The sequence below is a fragment of the Paeniglutamicibacter sp. genome, from assembly GCF_046714615.1.
In the GTDB taxonomy this organism is placed as follows: Bacteria; Actinomycetota; Actinomycetes; order Actinomycetales; family Micrococcaceae; genus Paeniglutamicibacter.
Genome location: NZ_JBKKAP010000082.1, coordinates 84,284 through 103,160 on the forward strand (window position 1 = coordinate 84,284; position 18,877 = coordinate 103,160).

Sequence of the window (18,877 nt, forward strand, 5' to 3'; positions counted from 1 at the left end):
GTTGCCTGATCCGGTGCTCATCCAGGGGAAGGACCCCGATGGCCTTGCCGCTGGCACAGAGGCCTGGATTCCGAGGGCAGTTCACTATTGAGGCGGGAAGGCTCGGATGCGGTTCTCCCGCCCACGCTTGTCGGTGGTTGTTCGCTTGAACGGTTGTCCGGATTCGCGCAGAAAATCCAGCGGTCCGGGCAACGGACGAAACGTTGCCCGGACAGTGTTGGGTTTCGGGGTTGAGCGTTGGTGATTCTAGGCTGTGGCTCCCTCGAGGACCTGCTCGTCCCGGGTCGTGCGCAGGTTGCCGGAGTTGACCATCAGGCCCATCATGTCGAAGACCACGGTGGCCGCTGCCAGCGAGGTGATGTCGGCGTGGTCGTAGGCCGGAGCGACCTCCACCACGTCGGCGCCGACGATGTTGATGCCGTTGAGCCCGCGCAGGAGGCGCAGCAGCTCGCGGGAATGCAGGCCACCCATTTCCGGGGTGCCGGTGCCCGGGGCGAAGGCCGGGTCCAATACGTCGATGTCGACCGACAGGTAGACCGGGGTGTCGCCGAGCCGTTCGCGCACCTTCTGGATTGCCGCCTGCACGCCGATGTCGTCGATGTCCGTGGAGCGGATGATCTGGAAGCCGAACTCGTGGTCGCGCAGGAAGTCGTCCTGGTCGTAGACCGGGCCACGGATGCCCACATGCATCGACTTGTCCTCGATCAACAGGCCCTCCTCGAAGGCCCGGCGGAACATCGTGCCGTGGGTGATCGGCTCGTCGAAGTAGGTGTCCCAGGTGTCAAGGTGTGCATCGAAGTGCAGCAGCGCGACCGGTCCGTGGATCTTGTTGACCGCCCGCAGCATCGGCAAGGCAATGGTGTGGTCCCCGCCGATCGCGATGACGCGCTTGTCCTTGGCCAGCAAGGGAAGGGCCTGCTCCTCGATCTGTTCAACGGCCTTGCCAATGTCGTACGGCGTGCAGGCCACGTCTCCCGCATCGACCACCTGGACAGCCTCGACCGGGGTGACGTCGAGTTCGACGTGGTAGCCGGGGCGCAGCAGGCGGGAGGCTTCTCGAACCGCGGCCGGCCCGAAGCGGGCACCGGGGCGGAAAGAGGTGCCTCCGTCGAATGGCACTCCGAGCACTGCAATGTCGTAGTCGGGGACGGCGTCGATCTGCGGGAGGCGGGCGAAGGTTCCAAGTCCTGCGAACCGCGGGACCTTGGTGGCCTCAACGGGGCCGACGGGCTGGTGCTTGCTCATACGAGTGTTCCTTTGACGGTGGTTTCTTCGGTCTTGCCGTTGGTCGTGGTGTGTTTCTTGTTGCCGTCCCCTGAGATGTCGGCCAGGGAGCGGTTGGCCGTTTCGGGGGCCAGGATGAAGGTTGCGGCCAGGCCCACCAGGGAGATTCCGGCGCCGATCAGCAGGGCGCCGGAAGCGCCGAAGCTGATGATGGCCACCGGCATGAGGTAGGTGCTGGCCGCCGAGCCCACGCGGCTGATTGCCGTGCCGAAGCCGACTGCGGTGGCGCGGATCTCGGTGGGGAACAGTTCATTGGGGTACACGATCTCCAGGAAACTGGAGGCACCGGAGGCCAGGGCAAAAACGGCCAGTGCGGTGAAGAGGGTCTTGGGGCCAACGCCGGGGATGAAGGCCGGTGCGGCCAGTGCCAGGACAATGATTCCGAAGGACCACAGCAGCAGCTTGCGCCGTCCGATGCGTTCGACCAGCCACAGGCCGGGGATGCCGCCGACGACAAAGAGCAGGGAGATCAGCAGTGAACCGCCGTAGAGGTTGGCGTCCCCGTCCATGCCGAACGAGGAGAGCAGCTCCGGGGCGAAGGTGTAGACGGCGAAGAGCGGGATGACCTGGGCGGTCCAGAAGATGGAGACAAAGAGCGTGCGGCGCCAGAACTTCTTGTTGAAGATGTCGGTGAAGGCCGCTGCGCGCTTGCCGCTGTCCTCGTCTTCGCCGAGGGATTCAACGTCGTAGTCGTCGCCGTAGACCTTCTTGATCACGGTGCGTGCCTCGTCGACCCGGCCGCGGGAGAGCAGCCAGCGCGGGGACTCCGGGGTGCCCAGGCGGAAGAGCAGGGTGATGATGGCGAAGATGGCCGGACTGGCGAGCATCCAGCGCCAGGCGTCCGGCCCCACGCCGCGCATGGCGAACCCGACGGCAAAGGCCGCGGCCGCGCCCACGGCCCAGACCACAAAGGTGGCCCCCAGGAGCCTGCCGCGGTGCTTGCGGGGGAGGAACTCGGCCAACAACGAGGTGGCAATCGGGTAGTCGGCCCCGATGGCAACGCCGAGCAGGAAGCGCCAGAGGACCAGTTGCCAGATGTCGGTGGAGAAGGCGCTGAGGATGGAGAAGACCGCCAGGGCGATCAGGTCCAGGATGTACATGGTGTGGCGACCGACCTTGTCGGTCACCCAACCGAAGACGCCGCCGCCAAAGAAGATGCCGACCAGGCTGGCGGCGCCGACCATGCCGATTTCCTTGGGGCCCAGGTCCAGGGCCGGGGTCATGGTGATCAGGGCGATTCCAATGATGGACAGCGCGTAGCCGTCAATGAAGGGGCCGCCGGAGGAAAACACGGTCAGCTTCTTGTGGAACCGGGTTAGTGGCGCATCGTCAATGAGGCGAACGGGGGTGCTCATTGCGGGCTCTTTTCTCTCATGGTGCCCGGGACGTCCGGGCTGCCTTTTGGTGTAATTCAATCATTCGTGAGCTGAGTCACGGCGACAATCGACATCTGTCAACCGTTGCAGACTCGTACTAGACATTTGTATGAATACCCGGGTTTGATGGTGGTTGAATTCGGTGACTTCCCGCCGGGTCGCTGGAGAAACCTGGAGGAAACCCCGCGATGGCCATGACCGTCAAGGAACTGTTGGCCGAGCCGCAGCTGGGCCTGCAACTGGTGGCCGGCGAAGGTGGGCTGGAGCACGCCATCACCTGGTCGCACACCTCGGATCTACCCAATCTCTGGGAATGGGTGTCGCCCGGTGTGCTGCTGATGACCAACGGGTTGTCGATCCCCGGCGACGCCGCCTCGCAGGTCCAGATGGCCAAGTCGCTGGTGGGCGCAGGGGCAGTGGCATTGGCTGTTGGGGAGAAGATGCACGCCCCGGATTTCTCCGAGGAATTTCTTGAGGCCTGCGATTCATTGCCACTTCCCTTGGTCTCGGTTCCCTATCCATTGCCCTTCATGGCAATCTCCCGTTCGATAGCCGAGGCAAGCCTTTTGGAGGAATCCCGCCGCATCAAGCAGACGGCACGCATCTATGATCTGCTGCGAAAGGCAACCACGCCGGGGGAAACCTGGGCCCAGTTGCTCGGCGGGATAAGGGAAGAAATCCGCGCCCAACTCTACGTGGTGGACGGCCGCTGCCTGCACCCCTGGCAGCCCGGTGACGCCGCCCTGCCCGAACACCTGCTGGCCCGGGTGCGGCGCATCGGCTCCGGATCCACGGCGGAAAGCCGGCACTTCCACTGGAGTGCCGACGACGGCGACTCGATGTTGCTCATGGAGATCCCCACCCACCCGCATGCACTGCTGGTCGTCCTGCCCGGGGCCGAGATCAAGCCCGATGGCGTGGTGTTGCTGCACGCGGCCACGGTGCTCGGGTTGGGGCTCTCGCGTTCTGCCCTCTCCATGGAGAGCCAATACCGTTCGGGCGGGGAATTCCTGCTTCAGGCCTTCGACGCGCGGATAGGGGCGGCCGAGGCGAATCGGAGGCTTGACGACTTCGGGATTCCAGCGGGTGCCGTGCGCATGGTTTCGGTGCCGGACCAGGCCGAATCGGGGCTGCCCGAGGTGCATCGCGCATTGTGGCGCCACGGGGTCAACAGCATCTGCGTGGTCGGAGAGGGAAAGCTGCACCTGCTGATTTCGGAGAACTGCCCCGAGGAGTTGCTGCTGCATGTCTTTGATCGGAAGCTGCACATGGGCCTGAGTACCCCGGTCGGTTCCTTCGAAATCCAGCGCGGGTTGCGCGAATCCCTGTGGGCCCTGGGCCAGGCAGCGGCGCGGGGAGTGCGGCAGATCGGTTATTCGGAAAGCGAATCATGGTTTGGGCTCGGTGGCCACCGTGACGGCGAGGCGCTGGTCCAGCGTCTGCTGGGGCCGGTGATCGAGCACGACCGCACGAACCAGGCCGAGTTCCTGGCCACCCTCCGCAGCTACCTGGAGAACCAGCGCTCGGCCCAAAAGGTCGCCGCTTTGCTCTTCGTTCACAGGCAAACCATCATCTATCGCATCAGGAAGATCAGTGAACTCACCGGTCTGGACTTGGCGGAAACATCCTCGGTGGCGCAGCTGTGGCTGGCCTTCCAGGTCCATGAGGCCATGGGGCAGTCCCGGGGCGAGTAGGTGCGGAGCGGGCGGCCTTGGCGCAGCGGGGTCCACAAGGTGGACCGGTTGGTTTCCCCATGCGTGCGCACGGGGACGTGAGCCAGTAGACAGAACACGATGGTTGTAGCTTCAAGTAAAGCGTGTCATACTTGGAAACAAGAACAAGTCATCCCCCGATCACGCAACAGGAGCAGCCACCATGAGCGTCACCACACAGGATCAACTGTCCGCAGACCTGGCCATGGGCACCGTCATGCTCAAGGTCGGGGACATGAAGAAGATGAGCGCCTACTACCAGAAGGCCCTGGGCCTCGAGGTCCTCTCCGAGGGAGCGGCAGGAACCGCCCTGGGGCGCCGCGGACTCGAACTCGTCCACCTCTCCGACGGCAAGGGCCTGAACCTTCCGGCCCGCGGCGAAGCCGGACTCTTCCACACCGCACTGCTCTTCGACTCCCAATCGGACCTGGCCGCCACCGTGCTGGCCGCCGCCCAGTTCGACGGCTCGCTGTTCACCGGCAGCTCCGACCACCTGGTCTCCGAGGCCTTCTACTTCAACGACCCCGAGGGCAACGGCATCGAGCTTTACTGGGACCGCCCGCGCGACACCTGGACCTGGAACGGCGACACCGTGGCCATGGACACCATCTACCTGGATCCTAACGAGTACCTCAACAAGTACCTCAACGAGGCTGCCGTCAGTGGACTGACCGCAGCGAACGCCGGCATCGGACATGTGCACCTGCAGGTCGGCGACGTCGCCACGGCGGAGAAGTTCTACGTCGACACCCTGGGCTTTGCCAAGACCACCAGCTTCCACGGCCAGGCGCTCTTTGTCTCGGCCGGCGGCTACCACCACCACATGGCCATGAACGTCTGGAACTCCCGCGGCGCCGGTCCCCGCAAGGACACCCTGGGCCTGGGCGAAGTCGTCATCACCGTGCCGAACGCCGATGAGGTCGGCGCCCTGGCCGAGCGCCTGACGGTTGCCGGGATCTCCAGCCACCACACCGGGGCCGAGCTGCGCTTCGAGGATCCGTGGCGCAACCAGCTGCGCGTGGCGGTTGGCTAACACCGAACGTCCAGCTTGACAGCGGGCCGGGGATATCGCGCATCCTCGGCCCGCCTTTTGCATGTGTAGCCGTCTGTGCCTGACGGCAATGGCCTCTTGTGCAGCCGAGCACGGATGAAACCTGCTTCGGTGTACTTCGTGCAAAATATAGACTGTGCATCCCCACGGTTACAACTGCGGCATCCGAGGACCCATTGTTGCCCGGTACACGCTGGGAGTCAGATTGAAATGCGAAGTGAAATGCTGGCGTAGGTGGTCGGCAGTCCCGAAGCCGACCTGGTGTGAAATGCGCTCGATGGTGAGGGTGGTGGTTTCAAGTAGGATCCGGGCTTCCTGGAGCCTGACCTCGGTGACCCATTTGCCCGGTGCCACCCCCATGATTTCCTTGAATCGACGGTGAAATGTTCGCGTCGACATCTTGGAATGCCTTGCCAATTCATCAACTGTCCACCGGCTGCCCGGATCGTTCTGGATTGCACCGGCAAGTCCCGCAAAGGGGTGAACGACAGTTCTGCTGGAAGCCGGCGCGAACTGGGCCTGGCTTCCCTGCCGCCGCGGCGGCGTCACCATGGACCTGGCGATGATGTCCGCCGTGGCAGCGCCAACTATCGACTCCACCGCCGCCAGCAGGACATCCGCACCCGCCGTCACGCCGGCCGATGTCCAGATATTGCCGTCCTGCGCGTACAAACCGTTGGTGACTCCAATGATCTTTGGAAAACGTGTGGCCAGGAGCGCGGCATGGCGCCAGTGGGTCGTGGCGCGCCTCCCGTCGAGCAGTCCGGCCTTCGCGAGAACGAAGGCGCCGGTACACAACCCGACCACCGCCGTTCGGGAATCGGCTGCGCGGGCCTGAAGCCATTCGATTTCAGCAGCGTCGATGTCTCCCAGCCGCTGCTCGGAACCCGGCACAACAATGATGTCCGGCCTCCTAGTGTGATCCTGCAGACTCGTGCACGAAACGGCCAGGCCCTCGTCCACGGTGACCTTTGCCTTGCTGCCCACGACTTCCAGGTCGAATATTGCCGACGACATTTCGGGGCGGTGGCTGAACACCTCCCGGGCGAGTGCAAAGTCGTAGAGGCGCATGCCCTCGTATGCCAATATGACTATCCGAAACCGACGCATGGCAGAATTCTACGTGAACATGGCATTCCTGCCACTGTTGGGGGTGCGTGTATTTCGATTGACTGAATACATGACCGAATCACTTGATATCTCGAATGCCGCACTTGTTCTTGTCGACGTACAACAGGGGTTCCTCGACCCTGGCTGGGGCCGTTCCCACAACCTTTACGAAGGCCTTGCCAACATCGTGAAGCTGGGGGAGGCGTGGAACGGGCATCGATTGCCGGTGGTGAAGGTCCGTCACGACAGCACGCACCCGCAATCCACGCTCCGCAGCGGGTACCGTGGCAACGACCTCATCGCCGAAGTACAAGATCTCCGCGAGGATCTTTTGGTCACCAAGACGGTGAACTCTTCCTTTCTAGGGACTCCCGACCTCGCCCAATGGTTCCGTGAAAGCGGCATAACAACGATCGTGGTGGTCGGCATCCAGACAAACCTGTGCGTCGAAACCACCGCACGCATGGGCGGGAACCTTGGATTCGACGTGATTGTTCCCCTCGATGCAACGGCGACCTTTGACTTGGAAGGACCATCGCTAGCGGGAGGCCCTCCCCTTCGGCTCAGTGCCGAGGATTTGATGAAGGCAACCGCCGTGAACTTGCACGGCGATGGCTTTGCCCGGGTCACCGAGACCGCCGATGTGCTGGCATCGCTGGGAATGACGTCCGCCATCGGGAGAGGCAACGCCTAACAATTGAGGGGCACGTGCACTTTGTGCGCCCTACCGATCCATCGCGTCGTCGACGCCTGATTTCCTTCAACGCGCTTGCTGCAGGGTCACGGGCATGACCATGCCAAATGGCACGGCCATGGTCTTGCCAGCAAACGCCAACGAAACCACCGGGTTCCGCGGCTAGGGTCGAACGATGCATTTACGCCTGAGTGAACTACGCCCGCACCTGATCGCGAACCGCATATTTTTCATGGGTTTCGGGACCAAGTCGATCGACACGACCGGTGCCAGCTACGGCGAGGAAACCCAGATCAAGTTCGCACCTGACCTGCGCCTTGAGCCATACGCCACCTATTGGGCGGGAAGTGGCCGGCATCTGGTGAGCCTGGGGTCCTTTTCCTACACGCATTCGAGGCTGCCGCTCTCGACCCGGGTGGGTCGCTACACCTCCATCGCCAAGGGCGTGAAGGGCATGGGAGCCCGGCATCCGCACGAATGGGCCTCAACCAGCCCGGTCTTCTACAATCGCCGGCTCATGATGGAAACCTTCGAGCGGGACAGGGGAGAGGCACCCGCCTACCGGAAGTTCGACTACGCGCCGGATCCCGTCACGATCGGCAACGATGTCTGGATCGGGGAGGACGTCACCCTGGGCCACGGCGTTGCCATCGGCGACGGGGCGGTCGTGGCCTCGAACTCGGTCGTCACCCGCGACGTGCCGCCTTATGCGGTGGTCGGCGGGGTGCCCGCCAAGGTGATCCGGCAGCGCTTCGACGAGGACACCGTCAGCGAGCTGCTTCGCAGCACCTGGTGGAACTACTCGCCCACCGCCCTGAACCAATTGGATGTCAGGGATCCTGGGGAGTTCGCCCGCGGTGCCAACGGCCTCATCGACGCCGGCGCCATCGAGCCCTACGAACCCGATGTCCTCACGGGCCGCGAGCTGGCAGCGAAAACCGATTTCTCGGTCAGCCGCGCCGTGTCCTGAACCCGAGGGCGGTCGGGCATGCGTTTCGATAAGCGGCATCGCCCGACATGATCCATTCCCGGGGCGGCTGGAACACGCTGGCAACGTGGAAACATCGAGGGAGGCTGAAGAAAATGACGAATAATCAGCAGGCAGAAAACCAGACTCCAAAAGTCAGCCCCGAGACCATTCGTGCCCTGAGACAGCTGGTGGGCGACGTGAACGAGTCCATCGAACGGGACCGGAATCGCTTGTCACAGAGGATTCTTCGGTTGCACTTTCCCAGTCGCAACGACAGGTAAGTCACGTTCGTTTTTCCCCACCCCGGCCCGAAACGAACCAATCACGACAACGACGGCCGTGCGAGGCTCACGTCGGTCGCATCTTCCACCGCCCGTTCAGCCGAACACCTGCGAACCGACCGGCACCAGCACCTTGACCGCCGCCGGTGCGATCCCGATCGTTGCCGGCAGCGCGCCGACCTTTTCCCCGTCCGCATAGATGTTCAACGGCTTGCTGGCGCTGATGGTGATCTCGCGGCCGCGCGTGAACCCGATGTTTTCCTGGCGCAGGTGGGTTCCCCGGTAGGAGCGCACGAACGTCAACGCCACGCCCAGGATTGTTGCCTTGCCCAGGGACACCACGTCCAGCAGCCCGTCATCGACCTTGGCCTGGGGGCAGATGTGGAGCCCGCCGCCATATTGCCCGACGTTGCCCACGGCGACGAACCACCCGGGAACGGTGCTTTCCACCCCGTCCACGCCGAGCGTGAAGGTGACATTGCGCCATTGAAGGAACGCCTTCAGCCCGCCGTAGAGATACACGAACGGTCCGAGGTTGATCCGGGCACTGTTCCCGTATTCATTGGCCAGGCCGTCGAAGCCGACATTGGCGACCCCGAAGTAGGCGCGCCCGTTGACCAGTCCCAGGTCCATCTCGCGCACGACCAGTTGACCCATGTTGTTCACCGTCTTGACCGGGTCCAGGTCCAGCCCGAGGCGGCGGATCGTGTCGTTGCCCCGGCCTCCGGCCAGGGGCAGCAGGATGGCACCGGAATCCCTGGCCCCTGCCGCCGCAGCTCCCAGGAATCCGTCCCCGCCCAGCACTGCCACCAGTGAGCCGGCCGCAGCGGCGCGCGCCCGATCGGTGGCCTCCTGAAGGCTTTCGGTGATATGCACGACCGGGGTGAACCCCGCTGCGTGCAGGGCCCCGGCGGTTTCCTCCCAGAGTTTCAGGCCGCGGCCGCGGCCAGAGGTCGGATTGACCAGCAGCAGGGCGGGACCTCCCGAGGGAGCCTTCATGCGCCTGCCCCTTCCGTATATTGGGTTTCGGTGGCCATCGCCAGGATCTCCTCGGCGCGGACGCGGGCCTTGGCCGCATCCGCGGGCACCAGGGAAAGCCGCGTACGGCGCTCCAGCAGATCATCCACGCTTGTTGCCCCTTCGGCGCGAATGGCAAAAAGCAGTTCAGCACCGGTGATCTTGGTTCCCGCGAAGAGCGGTTCGGCCAGCATCGGGTGCTCTCCGGCTAGCCGGTGCACTTCGGTTGCCTCCGAGCCGTACTTGGCCACCAGCCGCGCCGGTGCCTCGAGTTCGGCCAGGGCCGTGCGTTTTGCGGCACCGACCAGCGGAAGCTTTTTGGTGCGGCACGGCGCATCCACGCCGAGTCGCGCAGTGGCTGCATCCACCGCGTCCTGCGCCATGCGGCGGTAGGTGGTCAATTTCCCACCCACCACGGTGATGGGTTCGCCGGGAACGTCCTTCACCAGGTGCCGGCGGGAGATGTCCGCGGTGCCGTCCGGTCCGTTGGCATGCGCGTTGCCCACCAGCGGCCGCAGCCCGGCAAAGGTGCCGACCACGTCCTCGCGGTTCAGCGGGATATCGAGCACCCGGTTGACGACATCGAGCAGGAAGTCGATGTCGTGTTCAGGAACGGCGGGGCGGTGGCCGTCGGCGTCGCGGTCCTCCTCGTCGGTCAACCCGATGTACACCACGGAATCGGGCTGGGGCAGCACGAACACGTACCGCCCGAAGTGGCCGGGGACCGCCACGGTGTGCGCCGCATGCGGGTTGCCCAGGCGCTCGGCACGCACCACCAGGTGGGTGCCGCGGCTCGGGGTCACGGTCAGGTTGTCATCGAAATCGGCCGCCCACACGCCGGCTGCATTGATGACGGTGCGGGCCCGAACCGTCATGGCCTCGCCGTTGCGGGTGTCGGTCGCCTGAACGGAGGTGGCGGTGATCCCGGTGGCGCGCACCTCGCGCAGCACGTGGGCGCCGAGTCCGGCGGCGGTGCGCACCACGCCCATGACCAGCCGCGCGTCGTCGATGACCTGCCCATCCCAGTAGAGCACCCCGCGGCGCAGCCCCGGAGTGTCAAGGGCCGGGACAAAAGCGGCGACCGCCTGCTTCGAAAGGAGCTGGGGCCGCGGCAGGATGTTGCTGCCCAGTCCCGAAGCCCGGCGCAGCAGGTCATAGAGCACCACGCCCACCCCGGCCGCGGCGGTTTCCGTGCGCTTCGCGCCAACGGTGTCGGGGATGATGAATCCCAGCGGGCGGATGAGGTGCGGGGCGATTGAATCCATCAGCCATCTCCGCTCCACTGCCGATTCCCAGGCCACCGGGAAATCGCCCTTGGCCAGATAGCGCAGTCCGCCGTGGATCAGCTTGGAGCTGTAGCCGCTGGTGCCGGAGCCGAAGTCGCGGGATTCGAGCAGCGCCACGGAGAGCCCGCGGCTTGCTGCATCCAGGGCAACGCCGGCGCCGGTGATCCCGCCGCCGATCACCGCCACGTCCACGGTGTGTGTGCGCAGGTGCTCCAGCGAGCGCCGCCGGGTGGCGTCGTTGATCCAGGTCGGCTCCCGCGTACTCATGACCCGGCCCCCGCCGCGTTCGGACCGGCAGGCGTGAGGTGGCGGGTGATCATCTTCTCGAGCTCCGCGAGCGTTTCCTCGAAGGCGCCGGTTTTGCGCAGCAGCCGCGCCGAGAGCGCCAGGCCCTGCAAGGTGAGCAACAGCGTGGTGGCGGTGGCGGGTGTTGCCTCGATGCTGTCATCCGCCAGTCCCACGGCAATCAGGGATTCGAGCTGGGCAAGGATGAGTCGCTGGCTCGCGCCGAACCTGTCGGTGACGTAGGGGATGAGGAACTCGGGGTCGCGCTCGGCAATGGAGTCCAGGAGCTCCGAGGTGGCGAAGACCCGCACGCTCTGGATGGCGAAGTGCACCAGCTCCTCGCGGCCGGTGCCGGCGGGGGAGGCGGAGCGGACATCTGCAGCGGCGGTCCGGAATTCCCGGGTCAGGGTGGCCAGAACCGCGTTCTCCACCGAGCCCATCCGCCGGTAGAACGTCATGCGGGAGACCCCTGCCCGCTCGGCAATGTCGTTCGCGGTGGTGCGGCGCACCCCATGGAGGACCACCGAGGCCCGCGTGGCCATCAGAAGGCTCTCGTCGCCAGGGATGCTGGTACGTTGTGACGTCATGTGTCACACTGTATCGCATGGTGACCCAGGACACAGTGAAGATTCCCCACTCGGTTTGGTACGGCTGGGGAGACCCTGCCCGGGCGAAGCCGCTGGCCGCGGGCGGCCTCGAATACCTGCGCGCCACCCTCGGACTGGACAACGTGGACGCCACGCATCCGCCCGTCGACTTCGCGGACATCGGGCTGCGGCCTTCCGGCCTTGACGACGAGGTGCTGGATAAACTGCGCGCCATCTGCGGGGACGCCCACGTTTCCGCCGACTCCACCGAACGCATCCTCCACTCAGGTGGCAAGAGCACCCCCGACCTGTTGCGCATCCGCGGCGGGGACGCCCACCGGGCACCCGATGCCGTTCTCTTCCCCGGCAGCGCCGAGGAAGTGCGCCGGGTCCTGGAGTTGTGCGTGCGGCGGCGTTTGGCCGTGGTCGCCTTTGGCGGCGGCACCTCCGTGGTCGGGGGAGTCGAGCCGCTGCGCGGCCACCTCGACGGGGTGCTCACGCTGGACATGCGGCGCATGGACAAGCTGCTGCACCTCGATGCGCTCTCGCGCACCGCCACCTTCGAGGCCGGCATCCGGGGTCCTGCGATCGAGGCGGCGCTGGAACCGCTGGGATTCACGCTCGGCCACTTCCCGCAAAGCCACCAGGAAGCCACCCTCGGCGGGTACGTGGCAACGCGTTCCGCCGGGCAGGCCTCCACCGGCTACGGCCGCTCCGACGACCTGGTCAAGGCCGTCCATCTGGAAACCCCTGCAGGACCCCTCGACGTCGGCTCCCTGGCACCCGGGACCGCCGCCGGGCCAAAATTGCTCGATGTGATCGTGGGATCCGAGGGCACCCTCGGGGTGATCACCTCCGCCACGGTGCAGATCCACCCGCTGCCGGAACACAAGAGCCACGGAGCCTGGTCCTTCGAATCCTTTGCCGCCGGGGCCGAGGCCCTGCGAAAGCTGCGCCACGAGGGCGTCCGCGGTGACATGCCCCATGTCTGCCGGCTCAGCGACACCGACCAGAGCGCCGCGACCTTCAGGCTCGGCGGCCCCAAGACCGCTGCCCTGGCCAGGTACCTCCGGCTGCGCGGCCAGCAGAGTCCCGCGCTGGCCCTTTTCCTCTGGGAGGGAGACAAGCGGGAAACCACCGCCCGCAAGCGGCGCAGCGCACGGATCCTGCGCGCCGCCGGCGGCATCCCCGTCGGCCCCATGCCGGCGCGGGCCTGGGAGCGCGGGCGCTTTTCCGGACCCTACCTGCGTGACGAGTTGCTGACCCGCGGCGTGTTTGTCGAGACCCTGGAAACCGCCGCCACCTGGACCCGGCTCGAGGCCACCTACGCCGCGGTGCGCGGCGCCATCCTCGACGCGCTGGAGGCCAACGGCGGCATGGGATACGTGCAGACCCACATCTCCCATGTCTACCCTGACGGCGCCTCGCTCTACTTCACCTTCCTCGGCGGGCTGGAGCAGGACGGGCAGGCACAAAACACCCGCGTGAAAAAGGCCGCCTCCGAAGCGATTGTCGCGGCAGGTGCCACCATCACCCACCACCACGCCGTGGGCATCGACCACGCACAGTACATGCAGGCGGAGATCGGCACGCTGGGCCTGGAGGTGTTGCGAAGCATCAAGGAGACCCTGGATCCGACGGGCATCATGAATCCCGGAAAACTCATTCCCGAAACCGACAACGACGCACCACCAAAGGACAAGCCATGAACTCAACCTTCGGAACACTGGCCGGATCGACAGTCCTGATCACCGGGGCCGCCATGGGCATGGGCAAGATGTATGCCGGGCTCGCGGTCAGCGACCATGCCAGCCACGTCATTCTCTGGGACATCAATGCCGAGCAGCTCGAGGCGGCGGCGGCGGAGCTGCGCGGTCGGGGCAGCGAGATCCACACCCAGGTGGTGGACGTGGGCAGGCTCGAATCCATCGAGGAAGCCGCCGAAGAGGTGCACAGCGGCGTCGGGGCGCCGGACATCCTGATCAACAATGCAGGCATCGTGCGCGGCAAGTACTTCTGGGAACACGACCAGCGGGCCGACATTGCCGCGACCATGAACATCAACACCCTCGCGCTGATGCACATCACCCGCGAGTTCCTTCCAACCATGATCGAGCGCGGGCGCACCTCGCGGATCGTAAACGTGGCCTCGGCCGCAGGGCTTCTGGCCAACCCGAGGATGAGCGTCTACTCCTCCTCGAAGTGGGCGGTCATCGGGTGGAGCGATTCGCTGCGGCTGGAACTGGCGCAGGCAGGGCACCACCACATCAAGGTGACCACGTTCTGCCCGTCCTACATCAAGACCGGCATGTTCGAAGGTGCCCGCGGGCCGCTGCTGACCCCGTTGCTGGAACCTGCTGCGGTGACCGAGCGCGTGTGGCGGGCCATGAAGGAGGGAACTCCCATGCTCATGATGCCCTGGACGGTGAAGTTGAGCTCTGCGCTGCGGGGCGTGCTGCCGATCGCCGCCTGGGACGTGGTGGCCGGACGCGTGTTCGGCGTCTACAAGTCGATGGAACACTTCACGGGACGCAAATAGGACCTCGGGCCCAATGGCGCCGGCATAGCCCTAGCCACCGGCCGCGGCACGGCGGTAACGTCGAGAATGAGCGATACCCGGCGGCCAGTGCGCAAGATGGCTGTTGGCAATCGCGCGGGCGCGAGTCGCCGCGTCCGGTCTTTCGAGAAGGGACATGCCGTGAAGGCTGCACGTTTTTACGCACAAAAAGACATCCGCATTGAGGAGGTCCCCGAGCCCACGCTGCGCCCGGGTGCGGTGGCCATCGATGTCGCGTGGTGCGGCATCTGCGGCACCGACCTGCACGAGTACCTCGAGGGCCCGATCTTCATTCCGTCGCCGGGCCACCCACACCCCTTGACCCACGAGGAAGCCCCGGTGACCCTGGGGCACGAATTCTCCGGCACCATCACGGCCGTGGGCGAGGGCGTCATGGATCTGTCCGCCGGGCAGAACGTCGTGGTCGAGCCCTACTTCGTCTGCGGGAAGTGTGCCTCCTGCCAGGCGGGAAACTACCACCTCTGCCTCAAGATGGGCTTCATCGGGCTGGCCGGCGGAGGCGGGGGACTGGGCGAGAAGATCGTCGTTGACGCGCGGTGGGTGCACCCGATCGGGGAGATTCCGCTGGACGAAGCGGCGCTGATCGAGCCCCTGTCGGTGGGGCACCACGCGGTGATGCGCAGCGGCGTGTTGCAGGGACAATACGCCCTCGTCGGAGGCGCCGGACCAATCGGCCTGCTGACCGCCGCGGTGCTCAAGGGCATGGGAGTCACCACGATCGTCAGCGAACTCTCGGCGGCGCGCAAGGACAAGGCGCGTGAAAGCGGGGTTGCAGACCATGTGCTGGATCCCAGCCTCGAAGACGTCAAGGCCAGGGTCATGGAGATCACCCACGGCATCGGAGCGGATGTTGCGTTCGAATGCGCGGGAGTCAACGCAGTGCTCGACACCTTGCTCGATGCGCTGAAGCCCACCGGGGTGCTGGTCAATGTCTCCATCTGGGGACACCCCGCCACCGTGGACATGCAAAAGATCGTGCTCAAGGAAATCGATGTGCGCGGGACCATCGCCTACGTGCGCGACCACGCCGAGGTCATCGAGCTGGTCGGCAGCGGCAAGATCGACCTCAAGCCGTTCATCACCGGGCGCATCGCCCTGGAGGACCTGATCGACAAGGGATTCGACACGCTGATCAACCACAACGAGACGGCGGTGAAGATCATCGTCTCGCCCAGCGGCAAGGGGCTCTAAGCCACGTCGGCCGGAGACGATCGTGTCTCCGGGGCCGCGGCCGTATGATGGCTGAATGGCTCGCACTGCAAGGGAACGCATCACTGGTGACCCGACCTCATCCACCATCTATGAAGTGCTCATGGAGCGGATCTCCGCATTGTCCGGGTGCGAGATCCAGGAGAACGCCTCGTCGTTCCATGTGGCGCGCGGGCGCGCCTTTCTTGGCATCCATCCCCGCCGCGGTGGGATCCTGGTGAACATCGTTCTCACCCGGCAGCTCGAATCCCCGCGGGTGTTCCGTGCCGGGTGTGTATCCGCGAACCGATGGCACAACGAGATCATCCTGCTCGACCCGGCGGCGGTCGACCCCGAACTATTGCTGTGGATCCGCGAGGGTTACGACCTCACCGCCTGAGGCAGCGGGTGCGGCGCATTATTGGGCCAGGAGCTCGGAGATTGAGGCCAGTGGCACGATTCCCTCCGCCTTCGCCGCGAGTACCGGGTCGAGCACCACGAGCGCATCGGCCTGCAGAATCGTGACGGCCAGGTATTCCGCGTGCCCGATGCTGTCCCAATGATGCTCGCGTGCGATCTTCCACGCGGTGCGCCGTGAGACACGATCCCCGAGCAGCCGGATTTTTAGTTCGGTCATGCGCTCGTGGAGGTCCATCGCCGCTGTCTCGGTGATTTCACCGTTGCGCACGCCCTGCAGCAGGAGGTCCAGGGTCGCGGAACGAATCGAGTTCGGTGCGACGAGGTGATGGTCCGGACCCGTCTGGTAACCGTTAGTGGCAAGATGCAACAGCGCTGCCGGGTCGATCACGAATCGCTTCATGGGCCAATGGTAGACCGGGTCGGACCCAGCTATCGGCCGCGGAAGTGCGGCGATGAAGCACTCGGCCTACGGCTTGGGACGTTTGGTGGCTTCGACGTCGAGGTCTTCTTGGGACGGCGACTCATCGTCCGCCGCCCGCGGAGGCTCGACCAAGACCATTGCGGCGGTGATGACCGCCGAGCCGATGGCCATGAGAGTACGTGGGTTTTCCATGCCCCTGCGCAACAGGGCTTGGTGGATCCTCTCATCGATGACAAATCCAAGCTTCGTGCCGGCCGCACTCAAGGTGCCCAGTGCCACCGCAACGGCGGCACGGAACGTCTTTCCGGGCTTGAAATCCTCGCTGGGGGCCGTGCCGAACCATCCGACAAGTCCAGCGGCGGCACCAGTACCCAAATACAGGGACCCCCTGACCGACGGACCGAGCTTGGCGGGGTCAACCAGTGTCAGGAGGCCGCTGGCCACGCCGGTCGCCAGAACGTTGCCAAGTCGGGAGCGAAGTATTGACGGTTTGGTTTCTGTGCAGTCAGCCATTTGACCAGCCTAGCGAAACCGATTCAACGCACGGCTTTGCACTCGCCCGGCCTGTCGAACCAAAATACCCCGTGGACGGACAGCCGGGCCGGTGGAAGGCATAAACGGACGTTGCTTGCCCAACCGTCTGCCCCCGGGGCTATGGTGAAAATTGTTTACTCGCGGCTTAAATTTAGTCATGGGGAGTTTCATTGTTCGGGGGAGCCAATATGGCCGCGCTTGCTTCAGGTCGCGTGGCAAGGATCGTCGCGGGAGCGGTGGTGCTCGGTTTCGTAGCGACCGCCTGCACGCAGGTGCCGACACCACAGGCAGAGAGGGACCGCAGTGGCGCCACCGTTGTCAGGGTGATTGACGGCGACACCATTGTGGCGGACCTGTCAGGCGCCGAAACCACGATCCGTCTGCTCAACGTCGATACGCCGGAAACCAAACACCCGGATCAGCCAGTCCAGTGCCTGGGTGCGGAGGCGACCGACTACACCAAGTCCCTCTTGGCGCCGGGGGACCGGATCGAGCTGGCCTACGACGTGCAGCGGCTGGACCCGCACGGCCGAACGCTGGCGGGCGTCTACAAGGACGGAAGTCTCGTCAACGCAGATATCGCCGCCGCCGGGCTTGGTGTTGCGGTTCTGTTCCAGCCCAATGAACGGTTCTATCCCGAGGTCCTTGCGGCAGAGCAACGGGCTCAGGAAGCCAGCGAGGGACTCTACAGCGCGGCGATCGACTGCACGATTCCAGCCCGAGCGGTGGCTGCTATTGCCGGTCTCGAGGCCGTTGAGGGTACCGTTCCGGCGAACGCCGAGGCTGTGGGTTCTGCACTCGCCGTGGTGGGAGCCGCGATTGTGGCGGGCAAGGCAAAGAGTGCAACCCTGAAGGCGCTCGATACCGCCGGCGATGCCGTGGACGCGGCGGTTTGGTCTGCGCGGAAGTCTGCATATGCGCCGCGGCTGGCGGCCTCCCTGGACAGGGCCACGGCAATCGAGAAGAAGCTGGCCGCCAGGCAAGCGGCGTTGGCCCGGGCCAAGAAGGAAGCCGACGCCAAGGAAAAGGCTGTCGCGAAGGCAGCGGCGGAGGCGAGGGCCAAAGCGAAGGCCGAGGCAACGCGCAAGGCGAACGCCGCAGCCGAACGGCAAGCCGCAGCCAGTAGGTTGGCAGCCGAACGCCGCCGCCAGTCGATTCCGAAACAGACGTATCAGGCTCCGGTCCAAAAGCCGAGACCCAAGGTCAGCAGCAATCCGTATCCCGGGTACACCGGTCCGCGTTGCTACGCGCCGGGCGGCCAGACCTGGAAACCCTGCTAGACCCCCCAGCCATATGGCTGCCCGCGGTCCATTGCCCTCGTGCCACAAGGCTCGTCGTGCAGTGGACCGGGGGCGCTCTTGTTTCCGGGCGAAGCCGGTGAGGGGTCTGGGGGCTGGCACCAAATCATGAGCCGTGGCCAAGAATTGTTCCGGGGTTGGTTTGGCCCATTCCCAATCGTTGGCGGTGCGGAGTATGTTGGGTCGTGGAAAAACTCCGCCACGTCCGCGAAGGAATAACCTCATGAGCACATTTTCCGATCGAACCCGCACCGCCCTGATGGTGATTGACGCCCAGAACGATGTGGTGGGAGATGCCTACCTGCGCGAGAAAACCCTCGGCAACATCAACGCGCTCGTGGATCGGGCCCGAGAGTCAGGGGCACCCGTGGTCTGGGTGCAACATTCGGACGAGGAAATGGAAAAAGGCAGCGCCGAGTGGGAAATCGTCCCCGAGCTTTCACCCGCCGCGGACGAGCCGGTGATCCACAAGATCTATGGGGATTCCTTCGAGGGCACCAATTTGGAGGAGGTGCTCGCCGCGGCCGGCGTCGGCCGGTTGGTCGTCTCGGGCGCCCAGTCCGACGCCTGCATCCGCTCGACGGTTCACGGCGCCTTCACGCGTGGTTACGACGTGACCCTGGTTTCCGACGCCCACACCACCAGCGACATGACGCAGTGGGGCGCCCCGCCGCCGGAAGTCGCCATCGCCCACATCAACCTCTATTGGCAATTCCAGGGGGCACCGGGCCGCACCGCCTCCGTCTCCACCACGAAGGACGTTGCCTTCGTGGCCTAGCTCCGGG

18 protein-coding genes are annotated in these 18,877 nt (G+C 65.1%); 10 read left to right on the top strand and 8 right to left on the bottom strand.

The features are described 5' to 3' along the window. Positions 1-246 precede the first annotated feature (246 nt). Entirely contained in the window at positions 247-1,245 is a 999-nt protein-coding gene (speB, locus tag ACLQ7E_RS09815) for an agmatinase (RefSeq protein WP_411732398.1), read from the bottom strand. Continuing rightward, complete coding sequence (locus ACLQ7E_RS09820; RefSeq protein WP_411732399.1) at positions 1,242-2,639, bottom strand: MFS transporter; 1,398 nt, start codon at positions 2,637-2,639, stop codon at positions 1,242-1,244. Before ACLQ7E_RS09820 ends, speB begins: the two co-directional genes overlap by 4 nt. 209 nt (positions 2,640-2,848) lie before the next feature. On the opposite strand from ACLQ7E_RS09820, the gene ACLQ7E_RS09825 reads away from it, so the two are divergent. Continuing rightward, positions 2,849-4,354, top strand: a complete 1,506-nt coding sequence (locus ACLQ7E_RS09825; RefSeq protein WP_411732400.1) for a PucR family transcriptional regulator — start codon at positions 2,849-2,851, stop codon at positions 4,352-4,354. A gap of 181 nt (positions 4,355-4,535) precedes the next feature. Beyond that, a complete protein-coding gene (locus ACLQ7E_RS09830) occupies positions 4,536-5,405 on the top strand; it encodes a VOC family protein (protein WP_411732401.1) in 870 nt (289 codons plus the stop codon). A 168-nt stretch (positions 5,406-5,573) separates the two neighbouring features. Here ACLQ7E_RS09830 and ACLQ7E_RS09835 read toward each other — a convergent pair whose 3' ends face one another. Continuing rightward, positions 5,574-6,533, bottom strand: a complete 960-nt coding sequence (locus tag ACLQ7E_RS09835) for a GlxA family transcriptional regulator (RefSeq protein WP_411732402.1) — start codon at positions 6,531-6,533, stop codon at positions 5,574-5,576. Here ACLQ7E_RS09835 and ACLQ7E_RS09840 point away from each other — a divergent pair. Both ACLQ7E_RS09840 and ACLQ7E_RS09845 read left to right on the top strand, forming a co-directional pair. Continuing rightward, positions 6,532-7,227 carry a cysteine hydrolase family protein gene (locus ACLQ7E_RS09840; RefSeq protein WP_411732403.1) on the top strand — a complete coding sequence of 232 codons (696 nt, stop codon included), beginning with the start codon at positions 6,532-6,534 and terminating at the stop codon, positions 7,225-7,227. The two genes, ACLQ7E_RS09835 and ACLQ7E_RS09840, sit on opposite strands and share 2 nt — an antisense overlap. Positions 7,228-7,402: 175 nt before the next feature. Next, positions 7,403-8,197 carry a CatB-related O-acetyltransferase gene (locus tag ACLQ7E_RS09845; RefSeq protein WP_411732404.1) on the top strand — a complete coding sequence of 265 codons (795 nt, stop codon included), beginning with the start codon at positions 7,403-7,405 and terminating at the stop codon, positions 8,195-8,197. Between the two features lie 377 nt (positions 8,198-8,574). Here ACLQ7E_RS09845 and ACLQ7E_RS09850 read toward each other — a convergent pair whose 3' ends face one another. Genes ACLQ7E_RS09850 through ACLQ7E_RS09860 form a run of 3 tightly spaced genes read right to left on the bottom strand, consistent with a single transcriptional unit; the run spans position 8,575 to position 11,653 of the window. Beyond that, positions 8,575-9,477 carry a diacylglycerol/lipid kinase family protein gene (locus tag ACLQ7E_RS09850; RefSeq protein WP_411732405.1) on the bottom strand — a complete coding sequence of 301 codons (903 nt, stop codon included), beginning with the start codon at positions 9,475-9,477 and terminating at the stop codon, positions 8,575-8,577. Continuing rightward, a complete protein-coding gene (locus ACLQ7E_RS09855) occupies positions 9,474-11,048 on the bottom strand; it encodes an FAD-dependent oxidoreductase (protein WP_411732406.1) in 1,575 nt (524 codons plus the stop codon). Before ACLQ7E_RS09855 ends, ACLQ7E_RS09850 begins: the two co-directional genes overlap by 4 nt. Next, a complete protein-coding gene (locus ACLQ7E_RS09860; protein ID WP_411732407.1) occupies positions 11,045-11,653 on the bottom strand; it encodes a TetR/AcrR family transcriptional regulator in 609 nt (202 codons plus the stop codon). Before ACLQ7E_RS09860 ends, ACLQ7E_RS09855 begins: the two co-directional genes overlap by 4 nt. A 35-nt stretch (positions 11,654-11,688) precedes the next feature. On the opposite strand from ACLQ7E_RS09860, the gene ACLQ7E_RS09865 reads away from it, so the two are divergent. The 4 genes from ACLQ7E_RS09865 to ACLQ7E_RS09880 all read left to right on the top strand — a co-directional run bounded on the left by ACLQ7E_RS09865 (position 11,689) and on the right by ACLQ7E_RS09880 (position 15,819). Next, a complete protein-coding gene (locus ACLQ7E_RS09865) occupies positions 11,689-13,362 on the top strand; it encodes an FAD-binding oxidoreductase (RefSeq protein WP_411732408.1) in 1,674 nt (557 codons plus the stop codon). Further along, positions 13,359-14,192, top strand: a complete 834-nt coding sequence (locus ACLQ7E_RS09870; RefSeq protein ID WP_411732409.1) for an SDR family NAD(P)-dependent oxidoreductase — start codon at positions 13,359-13,361, stop codon at positions 14,190-14,192. Before ACLQ7E_RS09865 ends, ACLQ7E_RS09870 begins: the two co-directional genes overlap by 4 nt. Before the next feature lie 159 nt (positions 14,193-14,351). Further along, on the top strand, positions 14,352-15,422 hold the full coding sequence (locus ACLQ7E_RS09875) for a 2,3-butanediol dehydrogenase (protein WP_411732410.1): 1,071 nt from the start codon (positions 14,352-14,354) through the stop codon (positions 15,420-15,422). Positions 15,423-15,477: 55 nt separating this feature from the next. Beyond that, on the top strand, positions 15,478-15,819 hold the full coding sequence (locus ACLQ7E_RS09880) for a DUF5655 domain-containing protein (RefSeq protein ID WP_411732411.1): 342 nt from the start codon (positions 15,478-15,480) through the stop codon (positions 15,817-15,819). An 18-nt stretch (positions 15,820-15,837) separates the two neighbouring features. Here ACLQ7E_RS09880 and ACLQ7E_RS09885 read toward each other — a convergent pair whose 3' ends face one another. Together ACLQ7E_RS09885 and ACLQ7E_RS09890 are read right to left on the bottom strand one after the other, a co-directional pair. Further along, the gene (locus ACLQ7E_RS09885; RefSeq protein WP_411732412.1) at positions 15,838-16,227 is read right to left on the bottom strand and encodes a hypothetical protein; all 390 of its coding nucleotides are present in this window, start codon (positions 16,225-16,227) and stop codon (positions 15,838-15,840) included. A gap of 78 nt (positions 16,228-16,305) precedes the next feature. Further along, positions 16,306-16,773: a hypothetical protein gene (locus tag ACLQ7E_RS09890; protein ID WP_411732413.1), complete on the bottom strand. Its 468-nt coding sequence runs from the start codon at positions 16,771-16,773 to the stop codon at positions 16,306-16,308. A gap of 209 nt (positions 16,774-16,982) precedes the next feature. Here ACLQ7E_RS09890 and ACLQ7E_RS09895 point away from each other — a divergent pair, with 209 nt between their 5' ends. Together ACLQ7E_RS09895 and ACLQ7E_RS09900 are read left to right on the top strand one after the other, a co-directional pair. After that, the gene (locus ACLQ7E_RS09895) at positions 16,983-18,074 is read left to right on the top strand and encodes a thermonuclease family protein (protein WP_411732414.1); all 1,092 of its coding nucleotides are present in this window, start codon (positions 16,983-16,985) and stop codon (positions 18,072-18,074) included. 241 nt (positions 18,075-18,315) lie between these two features. Then, positions 18,316-18,870 carry a cysteine hydrolase family protein gene (locus ACLQ7E_RS09900; protein ID WP_411732415.1) on the top strand — a complete coding sequence of 185 codons (555 nt, stop codon included), beginning with the start codon at positions 18,316-18,318 and terminating at the stop codon, positions 18,868-18,870. The last annotated feature ends 7 nt before the right edge of the window (positions 18,871-18,877 follow it).